General features: G+C 69.3%; 11 protein-coding genes. 6 read left to right on the forward strand and 5 right to left on the reverse strand.

Annotation, left to right across the window (positions count from 1 at the left end):
* Nucleotides 1-1152, reverse strand: coding sequence for an ROK family transcriptional regulator (locus AB0J16_RS46740; RefSeq protein ID WP_358552278.1), 1152 nt, complete (start codon nt 1150-1152; stop codon nt 1-3).
* 77 nt (nt 1153-1229) lie between these two features.
* On the opposite strand from AB0J16_RS46740, the gene AB0J16_RS46745 reads away from it, so the two are divergent.
* Genes AB0J16_RS46745 through AB0J16_RS46765 form a run of 5 tightly spaced genes read left to right on the forward strand, consistent with a single transcriptional unit; the run spans nt 1230 to nt 7236 of the window.
* Nucleotides 1230-2492, forward strand: a complete 1263-nt coding sequence (locus AB0J16_RS46745) for a Gfo/Idh/MocA family oxidoreductase (RefSeq protein WP_358552280.1) — start codon at nt 1230-1232, stop codon at nt 2490-2492.
* Between the two features lies 1 nt (nt 2493).
* A complete protein-coding gene (locus tag AB0J16_RS46750; RefSeq protein ID WP_358552282.1) occupies nt 2494-3738 on the forward strand; it encodes an extracellular solute-binding protein in 1245 nt (414 codons plus the stop codon).
* Entirely contained in the window at nt 3735-4616 is an 882-nt protein-coding gene (locus AB0J16_RS46755; RefSeq protein ID WP_358552284.1) for a sugar ABC transporter permease, read from the forward strand. The genes AB0J16_RS46750 and AB0J16_RS46755 overlap by 4 nt, the downstream gene beginning before the upstream one ends.
* Nucleotides 4613-5479: a carbohydrate ABC transporter permease gene (locus AB0J16_RS46760; protein ID WP_358552286.1), complete on the forward strand. Its 867-nt coding sequence runs from the start codon at nt 4613-4615 to the stop codon at nt 5477-5479. The genes AB0J16_RS46755 and AB0J16_RS46760 overlap by 4 nt, the downstream gene beginning before the upstream one ends.
* Before the next feature lie 8 nt (nt 5480-5487).
* Nucleotides 5488-7236: a beta-galactosidase family protein gene (locus AB0J16_RS46765; RefSeq protein ID WP_358552288.1), complete on the forward strand. Its 1749-nt coding sequence runs from the start codon at nt 5488-5490 to the stop codon at nt 7234-7236.
* A gap of 60 nt (nt 7237-7296) precedes the next feature.
* On the opposite strand, the gene AB0J16_RS46770 is transcribed toward AB0J16_RS46765, so the two are convergent.
* The 4 genes from AB0J16_RS46770 to AB0J16_RS46785 are packed head-to-tail and all read right to left on the reverse strand — an operon-like array spanning nt 7297 to nt 10807.
* Nucleotides 7297-8565 (reverse strand): FAD-dependent oxidoreductase, encoded by a 1269-nt coding sequence (locus tag AB0J16_RS46770; protein WP_358552290.1) that lies wholly within the window; start codon nt 8563-8565, stop codon nt 7297-7299.
* A complete protein-coding gene (locus AB0J16_RS46775; RefSeq protein WP_358552292.1) occupies nt 8562-9302 on the reverse strand; it encodes an amino acid ABC transporter ATP-binding protein in 741 nt (246 codons plus the stop codon). Before AB0J16_RS46775 ends, AB0J16_RS46770 begins: the two co-directional genes overlap by 4 nt.
* Nucleotides 9299-10009: an amino acid ABC transporter permease gene (locus AB0J16_RS46780; RefSeq protein WP_358552294.1), complete on the reverse strand. Its 711-nt coding sequence runs from the start codon at nt 10007-10009 to the stop codon at nt 9299-9301. The genes AB0J16_RS46775 and AB0J16_RS46780 overlap by 4 nt, the downstream gene beginning before the upstream one ends.
* Nucleotides 10010-10021: 12 nt before the next feature.
* Complete coding sequence (locus AB0J16_RS46785; RefSeq protein ID WP_358552296.1) at nt 10022-10807, reverse strand: transporter substrate-binding domain-containing protein; 786 nt, start codon at nt 10805-10807, stop codon at nt 10022-10024.
* A gap of 254 nt (nt 10808-11061) precedes the next feature.
* On the opposite strand from AB0J16_RS46785, the gene AB0J16_RS46790 reads away from it, so the two are divergent.
* Nucleotides 11062-12225 carry a sugar diacid recognition domain-containing protein gene (locus AB0J16_RS46790; RefSeq protein ID WP_358552298.1) on the forward strand — a complete coding sequence of 388 codons (1164 nt, stop codon included), beginning with the start codon at nt 11062-11064 and terminating at the stop codon, nt 12223-12225.
* Nucleotides 12226-12274: the final 49 nt, after the last annotated feature.

Genomic DNA, 12274 nt, shown 5'->3' on the forward strand with positions numbered 1-12274 from the left:
TCAAGCGGATGGCTTGGGCAGGGGAGCGTCGAAGTCGTAGAGGCGGGCGTCGACGTGATCGAGCGCGCGCCGTACCGCACCCAGGACCACGGCCTGCTCCCCCAGGTCGGAGATCACCACCACGGGGGGTTCGAGGCAGAACGGGTCCAGGTGCCGGCGCACCGGCTCAAGCAGCACGTTGCCCGAGCGCGAGACGCCGCCACCGATCACCACCAGTTCGGGATCCACGGTCAGCACCAACGCGGCGATGCCTTCGGCCAGGTCGCGCGCGTACTGATCGACCGCCCACTGAGCGGCCGGGTCGCCGGACCTGGCCACGGCGAAGACCTGGGCGGCGGCGTCCTGCGGCGCCGTGCCGGGCGGCAGACCCTGAAAACCGGTCAGATGGACGGGCGCGCGGTGCCAGCCGATCAGCGGCAGCGCGCCGATCTCGCCCGCGCCGCCCCTGGCTCCTTTGAGCAGCTTGCCGTCCACCAGGATGCCCGCGCCGGTGCGCACGCCGGACAGCACGAACACCAGGTCGTCGATGTCGCGGGCCTGGCCGCGCCAACGCTCGGCGAGCGCGGCCAGGTTGCAGTCGTTCTCCACCAGTACGGGGCAGTCGAAGCTCGCCCGCAACTCACCCGCCAGATCGAGGCCGGTCCACTCGGGCAGGCCGACCGACAGTTTCACCACGCCCTCGGGGGTCACCACGCCAGTGGTGCCCGCGCAGACGGCGGCGACGCTGTCGGCGGTCAGCCCGGCGGCCGCCAAGGCGCCCGCGATCGCCCTCCTGAGGCCGGCCAGGCGCTCGGCGCGGCCGGCGGTGGCGGTGGTCCGCTCGTCGTGCGCGGCCACGACCGTGCCGTCCAGATCGGCGACGCAGGCCCGGAGCGTAAAGGAGCCGATGTCGATCCCGAGCACGTGACCGCCCGTCGCGTGGAAGGCGAACAACCTGGCCGGCCGCCCCATCTGGCCGCTCTCCGGCGGCAGTTCCCTGAGCCAGCCCGCCGTCAGCAGCTCCTCGACCAGGCCCTCCACGGTCGGCCTGGACAGCGCGGCCTCCTTGGCGAGGTCGGTCAGCCCGAGCGGCCCCCGCGCCCGGACCGTGCGGAGCGTCGTCACGAGATTGATCCGGCGTAGCCGCGAGGTGTCGCCGCCGCGGATAGTCATGCTTGCCCCCTTGACAGATGCTATGCGGCAGAAATAAAAACATCCTTCATTAGTAAGTCTCACTATAGGGGATGCGAATGGTCACTCTTGCCGTGATTGGAGCGGGCCTGCGCGGCGCAGGTTACGCGAGGCTGGCGCGCGAAGCCGGGTCGGCCGAGGTCGTGGCCGTCGCCGAGCCCGACCCGGCCAGGCGGGCGGAGTTCGCGGCCGAGCACGGCATCGCGGCCGAACGCGTCTTCGCCGACTGGCGGGACCTGCTGGCCGGAGATCGGCTGGCCGACACGGTGATCGTGGCCACGCAGGACCGCCTGCACCTTGAGCCCGCCGTACGCGCGGCCGATCTGGGCTACCACATCCTGCTGGAGAAGCCGATGGCCCCGACGGAAGAGGACGCCGCGGCCATCGCCGCGGCCGCCGACCGCAACGGCGTGATCCTGGCGGTCTGCCATGTGCTGCGCTACACGCCCTACACCACCAGGCTCAAGGAGCTCCTGGACGCGGGCAGGATCGGCCAGATCATGAACATCCAGCACCTGGAGCAGGTCGGCTGGTGGCACCAGGCACACTCCTTCGTGCGCGGGAATTGGCGGAACGAGGCCGAGTCGGCCCCGATGCTCCTCGCCAAAGCCTGCCATGATCTTGACTGGCTCGTGCACATCAAGGGTGAAGTGCCCGAGCGGGTCTCCTCCTTCGGCAAGCTGGCCCACTTCACCAAGGAGAACCAGCCCGCGAAGGCCGCCGAGCGATGCCTGGACTGCTCAATCGAACCCACCTGCCCCTACTCGGCCAAGCGGCTCTACATGGACTCCCTCGCCGATCCGAACCGGCACATCTGGCCACTCGGCGCGATCACCAGGGACTTCACCGAGGAGGGCGTGCTCACGGCCCTGCGCGAGGGCCCGTACGGCAGATGCGTCTACGCCTGCGACAACGACGTCGTCGACAGCCAGGTGGTGATCATGGAGTTCGCCGACGGCACGAGTGCCACCTGCACCATGACCGCCTTCGGCGCGCTCGAGCACAGGAAGACCAGGATCTTCGGCACGCGCGGCTCGATCGAGTGCGACGGCGAGACGCTGCGCGTGCACGACTTCCTCACCAATGAGGTGTCGGTGATCGACGCCCTCGCCGGAGCGGACGCCTCGGCCGCCTCCGGGCACGGAGGGGGTGACGGGGCGCTGCTCAAGGCGTTCTTCGCCGCCGTCCGCGACAACGACCCGGCCTTGGTCTCGACCAACGCGCAAACCAGCCTCGCCACCCACCGGGTGGTCTGGGCCGCGGAACAGGCCAGGCACACCCGTACCGTCGTCTCGATAGAAAAGGCCCCCCACCATGCGTAAATTGACGGCCGTCCTCCTGATCGGCGCCCTCGGCCTGGCCGCCTGTGGCAAGAAGAACAGCGGCGAACCCGCCCAGCAGTCGCTGTCGTACCGCTCGTCCTGGGGCGCGGCGGAACCCCAGTCGAAGATCATCAAGACGATCTTCGACGACTTCGCCAAGGAGACGGGCACCAAGGTCGACGTGAAGTTCGTCGGCCGCACCGGCAACGAGAACCTCAACGCCGAGATGGCCTCCGGCCAAGGCCCCGACCTGTTCGACACCACCACCGGCGACATCGACACGCTGACCGCCCAGCAGATCATCGGCCCCATGGACGACGTGGAGAACGCGCAGGTCCCCGGCGAGGGCAAGACGGTCAAGGACGTGCTCCCCGAGCCGGTACGGCGGGCCTCCTCCGGCAAGAACGGCCTGGCCTACCTCCCGCACACGATCATCTCCACCGCCATCTGGTACGACGCGGCCAAGCACCCCGGGCTGAACCCGCAGACCTGGGAGGAGTTCATCGCCTTCCTCGACGAGTCCAAGAAGTCCGGCCGCACCCCGATCGGCCAGGACGGCACCATCGCCTTCTACAACGTCTTCTGGTTCTACAGCCTGCTGGTGGGCGCCAACGGCGCCGGGAGCCTCGCCGAGCTGGCCAAGGACCCGGCCAACTGGGACAAGCCCCAGGTGCTCGACACCGCGAAGAAGGTCGAACAACTCGCCAAGGGCGGCTACTTCCAGCGGGACTTCATGGCGACCAAGTTCCCCGCCGCGCAGAACGCCTGGGCGGCGGGCACGTACGACCTGAACCTCAACGGCACCTGGCTGGCCAGCGAGGTCCAGCCCCAGCTGGCTCCCGGCTTCAAGGTCGCCTCGTTCCAGGTACCCACCGGCGGCAAGAAGTCCATCGAGGTGGGCACCCTCGGCTGGGGCGTGAACGCCAAGGGCAAGAACGTCGCCACGGCCAAGAGGTTCCTGGCCTTCGCGCTGCAGAAGAAGTACATGGAGCAGTTCTCGACCGTGGCGCTGAACATCTCCTCGCGCGGCGACGTGCCCGCGCCCGCGAACATGGCCAACGTGCAGAAGGCGGTGCTGGAGGCCAAGGAGACGCACCTGAGCTACGACTACGCGGGCGCCGACAAGACCTGGTGGGGCGACATGTTCCTGCCGCTGAACGACAAGCTCCTCTCCGGCAAGATCGACGCGACCACGTTCGTCCGCGAGGGCAAGAAGCGCACCGCCGAGCACCTGGCGACTGGATGAAAACCTATGAACGGGCCTTCTGGCCCTTTCTGCTGCCCGCGCTCCTGATCTACACGTTGCTGTTCGTCGCACCCTCGCTGTTCGGGATCTGGGTCGGCTTCACCAAATGGTCGGGGCCCGGCTCGGAGATGACCTGGCGCGGGCTGGACAACTACATGGCGCTGCTGCACAACGACGTCTTCGTCACGGCCTTCACCAACACCTTCGTGATGGCGGTCGTCGGCGGCGTCCTGATCTTCGGCGCCACGTTCCTCGCCATGGTCGTGCTCAGGCAGCTCAAGGGGCGGGCCTTCATCCGGGCCGTCGTCTTCCTGCCGATGGTCATTTCGATCATCGCGATCGGCGCGGCGGTGGGCTTCCTGCTCAACCCCGAGGGCGCGGTCAACACCGTGCTGGAGTGGATCGGCCTGGACCCGCGGCCCTGGCTCGGCCCCGACATGGTGTTCCGCTGCGTCGTGGGCGGGCTGGTCTGGTCGAGCACTGGCTTCTACGTCGCGCTGATGATGTCGGCGGCCGACGCCATCCCGACGCATGTGTACGAGGACGCCCAGCTCATCGGGGCCACCAAATGGGAGCAGTTCCGGCACATCACGCTGCCGTTGACCTGGGACGTCCTCGCCGTGGCCGCCGTACTCTGGGTGGTCGGCAGCCTGAAGATCTTCGACATCGTGCTGGCCTTCACCACCGCGGGAACCGCCGCCGCGCCGCCGATCCCCGCCCGCACGATCGCGGTGCAGCAGTACATCGTGGTGAAGGGCGCCGGCCTGCCGGATCTGGGAAGCGCGGCCGCCATGGGCGTGATGACGCTCCTCGTGACGGCCGTACTGATCGTGCTGACCCGGCGCATCACCAGACGTGAGCGAGTGGAGCTGTCATGAGACGTCTGATCGGGGACATCCTGCTGCCCCGGGCCACGGCCATCGCGTTGTGGGCCTGGGTGGCCTTCAACCTCGCCCTGGTCGGGTGGGTGGGCATCCAGTCGCTGAAGGATTCGGGCGAGGTGTGGCTGCATCCGTTCGGCCTGCCGAAGAGCCTGCGCTGGGACAACTTCAGTTCGGCGTGGCAGGCGGCGGAATTCTCCGCCGCGGCCATGAACAGCGTGGTGCTGACCCTTCTCGGGTCCGTGCTGATCGTGGTGGTGTCCGCCCCCGCCGCCTATGTGCTGGCCCGCTCAAGCCGGCGCGTCGCCGGCCCCGCGATCAGCTACTTCGCGATAGGGCTGAGCATCCCGATCCAGACGATCCTGGTGCCGATCGTGGTGATCAAGCTGTCGGTCTACACCTTCATGGAGGATTGGGTCACCGGCTGGTGGGACAACCGCATCACCTTGCTGGTCTTCCAGGTGGCGCTGTCGGTGCCCTTCGCGGTGTTCGTGCTCACCGGGTACATGCGCTCGCTGCCGCACGAGATCGAGGAGGCGGCCGAGATCGACGGCGCCGGCCCGCTCCGCGCGTTCGTTCAGGTCATCATGCCCGTGGCCAAGCCGGGCTTGACGACCGTGTTCGTGCTCAACGTCATGGGCCTGTGGAACGAGACCCTGCTGGCCCTGCTGATCGCTCCTCTCCCCGAGGAACGCAACCTGCCTGCCGCGCTCCTCGGTCTGTACAGCAGCATGCAGTACAGCTCCGACTGGGGCGGCATGTTCGCGGGCATCGTGATCCTGGTCTACCCCATGATCGTGCTCTACCTCTGGCTGGGCCGCCGCATCGTCGACGGCATGACCGCCGGAATCAGCAGGTGATCGGCGAGATGCGTGACTTCTCCGTCGATGGCGGCTCATTCCGGCTGGACGGCGCGGAGTACAGGGTGCTGTCGGGCGCGGTGCACTACTTCCGCGTGCACCCCGAGCAGTGGAAGCACCGGCTGGCCATGGTGCACGCGATGGGCCTCAACACGGTCGAGACCTACGTGCCGTGGAACCTGCACGAGCCGCGGCCGGGAGACTTCCGCCGCCTGGACGATCTCGGCGCGTTCCTCGACGCGGCGGCGGCCGAAGGACTCCTGGCGATCGTGCGGCCCGGGCCGTACATCTGCGCCGAATGGGACAACGGTGGGCTGCCCACCTGGCTGACCGGTGCCCTTCGCACCAGCGACCCCGGCTACCTGGCCCACGTCGACCGCTACTTCGACCGGCTGATCCCGCGGGTGGCCGAGCGCCAGGTCACCCGGGGCGGCAACGTGATCATGCTCCAGGTGGAGAACGAGTACGGCTCCTACGGCAGCGACCACGCCTACCTGCGCCACCTGGCGGACGGCCTGATCAGCCGCGGCATCGAAGTGCCCCTGTGTACGTCCGACGGGCCGGCCGACCACTACTTGACCGGTGGCACGATCGACGGCGTGCTGGCCACGGTGAACTTCGGCTCCGAGCCCGAGCGGGCCTTCGCCACGCTGCGCGCCCACCGGCCGGGCGACCCGCTGTTCTGCATGGAGTTCTGGTGCGGCTGGTTCGACCACTGGGGGCACGAACACGTCACCCGTGACCCGCGGGACGTCGCGGACGTCCTGGAACGGATCCTGGCCGCGGGAGCGTCGGTGAACCTGTACATGGCGCACGGCGGCACCAGCTTCGGCACCTGGGCGGGCGCCAACCGCACCGGGGACGACAGCGCCGGCCCATGGCGGCCCACGGTGACCTCCTACGACTACGACGCGCCCATCGACGAGCGCGGCGCGCCCACCGAGAAGTACTGGCGGCTCCGGGACGTGCTCTCCCGCTACAGCGGCGAGCTCCCCGACGTGCCACCCGTACCCGCCACGCTGCCGCCCGCCACGCTACGCCCCGCCCATTCGGTGCCGCTGCGCGAGGCACTGGAGGCCATCGCGCGGCCGGAGACCACCGCGCCGATGCCGCCGACGTTCGAGGACCTGGGGTTGGAGCACGGCTTGGTCCTGTACCGGGCGACCGTTCCCGGTCCGCGCGGACCGTACCCGCTCACCCTGCGCGAGGTACGCGACCGCGCGCACGTCTTCGTCGACGGCCGCCTCGCGGGCGTCGTCGAGCGGGACGCCGATCCTCCCGCGCTGCTCGCGGCCGGGCACGCCGCCCTGGAGATCCTCGTGGAATCGATGGGACGGACCAACTACGGTCCGCTGCTCGGCGAGCGCAAGGGCATCCTCGGCGGTGTCCTGCACCACCACCAATACGTGCACGGATATACGGCGCGGCCGATCCCGCTGGAGGACATATCACGGCTGAGATTCCAGCCGGGAGCGACGAGCGAGCCGCTCTCGTTCTTCCGCACCACGCTCGAGGTGGCCGAGCCCGCGGACGCGTTCCTGGCGCTGCCCGGCTGGGGCAAGGGATACGTCTGGATCAACGGCGTCCTACTGGGCCGCTACTGGAAGCAAGGACCTCAGCAGACCCTGTACGTCCCGGCTCCCTTGCTCGAAACGGGCACCAACGAGATCATCCACCTTGAATTGGACCACGTGGGCTCCATGCTGCAGATTCGCGCCCGGCCTTCGCACAACGGCTCGACGTCGCCCGCCCGGTAGCCGGGCTCACCGCGGCAGGTCCTGGCGATGCACGCGCGGGTGGTGGAACGTCCGCGGCTCCTAGACGCGGCGTCGGTCGCCGCGGAAGGCCCCGAGCTCGGCCGGGCGGCGGCCGGTGACGACGTAGTCGGCCATCGCCCGGCCGCTCGCCGGAGCGAGTGTGATGCCGAGCATCCCGTGCCCGGTGGCCGCGTAGGCGTTGGGGGTGCCGGGGACCCGGTCGAGCACCGGCAAACCGTCAGGAAGCATGGGCCGCCCGCCCACCCAGGGGTCGCGGATGAGCGCCATCAGGTCGTCGGGGGTGTCGTACCACGGGCCGAGGTAGTCGCGGCTGGCGCGGGCGATGGCCACCACGCGCCGCCAGTCGAGGCGCCGGTTGTTGCCGCTGAGCTCCATCGTCCCGGCGATGCGGGTGCTCCCCGCGATGGGTGAGACCGCGACGTGCTTGTCCCCGAGGTACATGGGGTGCTCCGGGGCGGGGTCGAGGTCGACCGAGAAGCTGTAGCCCTTGCCCGCCTGGAGCGGCATCCGCATTCCGAGGCCGCGCAGCAGGTCCGCCGACCAGGACCCGGCGGCCACCACCACGGCGGAGCAGTCGAGATCGCCCTCGGGCAGGCGCAGCGCGGCCACCTGGCCGCCGCGCATGCGGAACCCCCGCACGGCCGCGTGCTCGGTGATGCTCACCCCGGCCTTGCGCAGGTGGGCGGCGAGCGACTCGACGAAGGCCGTCGGGTCGAGCACGCCCTCCCCGCGCACGCGGTAGCCCGCCGTGACCTTGCCGCCGAGCGCGGGGTCGAGGTCCAGCAGGTCTCTGCCGGTGAGGATCTCGTCGGGTACGTCGTACCCCGCCCATGTCATGGCCCGCTGGGTGCGGTGGAAGCGCGTGGCCTCCTCCATCGAGAGGAACGCGTGTACCAGGCCGGGTCTGGTCAGGGTCGTGTCGACCCCGGCCGCCGCCAGCTCTCCGTAGCGCTCGAAGGCGGGCTCGGCGAAGCGGGCGACGGCGGCGTAGCCCCGCTCGAACACCTCTCTGGTGCTGCTCCGCCGGAACTTCAGCAGCCAGCGGGCGAAGGCCAGCGTCGGTTGCGGCCGCACGTACAGCGGAGAGTCAGGACGGCCGATCGAGGCGACGGCGTACCGGACGACGCCGGGCGCGGGCACCGGCGCGGAGTGGCTCAGGCAGACCCAACCCGCGTTGCCACGTGAGGAGCCGCCGCCGACGGGACCCCGGTCGACGACGTGCACCTCCGCGCCCTGCCGCCGCAGGTAGAAGGCCGTGCAGAGGCCGACGGCGCCGCCGCCGATCACGACCACGGGCGGCGCGCTCACCGTACCGGCCCATAGGAGGCGAGGAAGGCTTTCGTCCGCGCCTCGCGCGGGTCGTCGAGCACCTTCTGCGGCGGTCCTTCCTCCACGACGCGGCCCCGGTCGAGGAAGGCCACCCAGTCGGAGATCTCCCTGGCGAAGGGCACCTCGTGGGTGACGATCAGCATGGTCATGCCGTCGTCGGCCAAGGTGCGCATGACGCGCAGCACCTCGCCGGTCGACTCGGGGTCGAGGGCCGAGGTGGGTTCGTCGAACAGCAGTACCGCGGGCTTGAGCGCGAGCGCCCTGGCGATGGCGACCCGCTGCTGCTCGCCGCCGGACATCTGCTCGGGGAAGGCGAGCGCACGGTGCGACAGTCCCACCCTGCGCAGGAGCTGTACGGCCGTCGCCACCGCCTCGTCCTCGCCGACGCCGGCCGCCTTCATCTGCGCGAGCACCACGTTCTCCACCGCTGTCAGGTGCGGGAAGAGATGGAAGCGCTGGAAGACCATGCCGACGCGCTGGCGCAGCCTGGCCAGGTCGCCGCCCGCCGGGTGGACCCGTTCGCCGGCCAGCTCGATGATGCCGCCGTCGGGCCGTTCCAGCAGGTTGACGCAGCGCAGCAGGGTGCTCTTGCCACCGCCGCTCTGGCCCAGGATGCTCACGATGTCGCCCGGCCGTACCTCCAGGCTGACCTCATCGAGCACCCGGCGGTCGTCGAAGGACTTGATCAGCCCGTCGATCCTCACGAGCGGTGTCATGAACCCTCCAGCAGCGCGCGGGCCTTGCGCAGGCGGCGACGCCTGCCCATGAGCAGCGGCGATCCCGCCCTGACCCGCCGTTCCAGCCAGAGCAACGCCTGCGACAGCGGATAGCAGAGCGCGAAGTAGATCGCCGCGATGACGAGGTAGACCTCCAGCGCCCTGAAGGTGTCCGACGTGATGAGCTGCGCCTGGGTCATGAGCTCGGCCGCCGAGATCGTCACCAGCAGCGAGGTGGACTTCAGCAGGTCCACCAGCATCGTGTTGGTGCCGGGCAGGGCGAGCCTGAGCGCCTGCGGGAAGATCACGTGGGCGAACGTGCCGAGCGTGCTCATGCCCAGAGCCTGGGCGCTCTCCCGCTGGCCGCCGTCCACCCCGGCCAGCGCGGACCGGAAGATCTCCGACAGGTAGGCGGCGTAGAAGACCACCAGGCTGAGCGCGCCCGCCTCGATCGCGCCCAACCGGACGCCGATCGAGGTCAGCCCGAAGTAGGTGACGAAGATGATCGCCAGCAGCGGGACGTTCTTAAAGACTTCGGTATAGATCGAGGCGGGCAGCCGCACCAGGCGCGATCCGCTCAGCCGCATGAGCGCGAGAAGCAGCCCGAGCACGACCGCTCCCGCGAAGCCCAGCACCGCGTACTCCACGGTGCGCAGCAACCCCTGCAGGAGCGCGTCGGTGTAGTCGGACCAGGGAACCTTGAACACGTCGCGCCTCCGTTACAGGCTGGGCGGCTGCCAGTCGGCCGGGCGATCGACGCCGCGCCGCTGCTGGGCCATCCACGGTGAGGGCTTGAGGAACTGCTGGGCGTCGCCGCCGTACTTCTTGATCAGCGCGGCCATCTCGCCGCTGGCGTACATGCCTCTGATCGCCTGGGAGACGGCCTGCTCCAGCTTGGGCTCCTCCTTGGGGATGTAGAAACTGGTCATGTACGGCCGCAGATACTCGTACGCCGCCTGCTTCTTGACCTCCTCATCGGTCGGGGCGGTGAGGTATCGGGTGCTGAACCGCATGTCAGGGCGCTTCTGCTGGGTATAGATGATCAGCAGCGGATCGAGGAAGCCCACCTGGATACGGCCGGCGGACAGGTCGTTGAACACCCCTTGCGCGTCGGGGTAGGCGTGCAGCTTGGCGCCGGGGATGGCCTGGATCGACTTCACCCAGACGTAGCCGGTCACGGTGCCGAGCGGGAGTCCTGCGAGGTTCGCGACCGTGGCGTACCGCTGGTCGCCGTGCACCGCCATCGCCGGCGGCGAGTAGTAGGGCGGGTCGGTGAACAGGCCCTGGGTCTGCCGCTCCTTCGTCCACGCGATACCGCCGATGGAGATGTCGACCCTGCGGGCCTGCACGTTGCCGAGCATCCCGCTGAAGTCGGTGACCTGAGGTTCGAGCCTCAGGTTCAGCTTCTTCGCGACGGCCTGGAGGATCTCGCTGTCGATGCCCACGAGGTCCTGGCCGCGGACCGCGGTGTAGGGCATGTACGGCTGGACGGCGACCTTGAGCACGCCCGGTTCGAGAGTGTTGTAGGAGTTAGCGGAAGGTTTGTCGGATCCACACCCTGCAAGGACGTTAATCGCGATCAATGCGACTATAAAGCCGCTTTTCCGACTCATGGCGACCTCTTTCCGATATGTCCCCCAGAACTCGTATTGCGCCCACCGTAGACGAGCTTCACCTGAGCGTCATTGGACGATAAATTCATAGTTAGCGGGATATTTCGGTTCTTTGTCGTACGATTCGCACGATGGAGGTGGCGCGCATGTCACAACCCTGGCCGCCGGTCCTCACGCCCACCCTCGCCCAGGGGATCGCCGGCGACACCAGCGAGATCATCGGCTTCAACGTGCTGATCACCGATCCGGACGGCCTGGTCATCGGCAGCGGCGACACCCGCCGCATCGGCTCCTTCCATGAGGCGTCGGTGGAGGTCATGCGGACCCTGAAGTCCGCGGCGCACTCCGCGGAACAGGCCCGCCGGTTGCAGGGGGTACGGCCCGGCATCACGCTGCCGATCATCATCGACGGCAGGGCGCTGGGCACGGTCGGCATCACCGGCTCTCCGGCCCGGGTCCAGCGCTTCGGGCTGGTGGTCAAGCGGCAGACGGAGATCATGCTGCAGGAGTCGATGCGGCTGCGCTCCAGGTTGTTGCTGGAGCGGACGGTGGAGGACCTGCTCCGCGACATCGCGCGGTTCGACCCGGATGTGGTCAACCCCGAAGATCTCGTCGCGCGGGCCGGCGAACTCGGCTACGACCTGCGGGCCGAGCGGACCGCGGTGATCGTCGACGTCGGGGAGGGAGCGCCGAGCCACGACGGATCAGGCGTCCGCTCGATGCTGCTCCGTGCCATCCGCGAGACGTTCTCCGGCTCCCAGGACCTCGTCGCCGCGATGACCTCCAGCCGTTTCGCCGCGCTCCCCCGCCGGCCCGCCGGCACCGACCTCCGATCTCTCTGCCTGCCGCTCGCCGGCCACATCCGCCAGCGGATCGGGCTGCGGGTCGGGATCGGCCTCGGCGTCGCCGCCGACTCGGTCCCCGGACTGCACGACTCCTACGAGGACGCGGCCACGGCGCTGCGCCTCGGGCCGCGCGTCCACGCCGACGCCCAGGTCCACTCCATCGGCGACCTGCGCGTCCACCAGTTGCTGGCCGCCGCGCCGCGCAGGGCGCGCTCGCGCTTCGCCGGCGTCTCCACCGCCGGGCTGAGAGCCCGCCCCGACTGGCCGATGCTGCGCCAGACCGTCATCGCGTACTGCGAGAGCGGCTTCAACCTGGTCCGGGCCGCGGCCGTCCTGAACATCCACCGCAACACACTGCTCTACCGCCTGGACAAGATCTCCCAGCTGTCAGGCCGGCCGGCGGACGATCACCGAGCCCGCCTGGCCCTGTACCTGGCCTGTGTGGCCGACCAGATAGAACCCTGAGCGGGGCGGGATCAGGTTTCCGCTCCGGCGGCCTTGCACGCCACCACGG

Source organism: Nonomuraea sp. NPDC049750, assembly GCF_040659625.1.
Taxonomy (GTDB): domain Bacteria; phylum Actinomycetota; class Actinomycetes; order Streptosporangiales; family Streptosporangiaceae; genus Nonomuraea.

Excerpts from the sequence above, each read along its gene's own strand:
- AB0J16_RS46740 (WP_358552278.1), bottom strand. The coding sequence starts at position 1,152 with ATGACTATCCGCGGCGGCGACACCTCGCGGCTACGCCGGATCAATCTC.
- AB0J16_RS46745 (WP_358552280.1), top strand. The coding sequence starts at position 1,230 with ATGGTCACTCTTGCCGTGATTGGAGCGGGCCTGCGCGGCGCAGGTTAC.
- AB0J16_RS46755 (WP_358552284.1), top strand. The coding sequence starts at position 3,735 with ATGAAAACCTATGAACGGGCCTTCTGGCCCTTTCTGCTGCCCGCGCTC.
- AB0J16_RS46760 (WP_358552286.1), top strand. The coding sequence starts at position 4,613 with ATGAGACGTCTGATCGGGGACATCCTGCTGCCCCGGGCCACGGCCATC.
- AB0J16_RS46765 (WP_358552288.1), top strand. The coding sequence starts at position 5,488 with ATGCGTGACTTCTCCGTCGATGGCGGCTCATTCCGGCTGGACGGCGCG.
- AB0J16_RS46775 (WP_358552292.1), bottom strand. The coding sequence starts at position 9,302 with ATGACACCGCTCGTGAGGATCGACGGGCTGATCAAGTCCTTCGACGAC.
- AB0J16_RS46790 (WP_358552298.1), top strand. The coding sequence starts at position 11,062 with ATGTCACAACCCTGGCCGCCGGTCCTCACGCCCACCCTCGCCCAGGGG.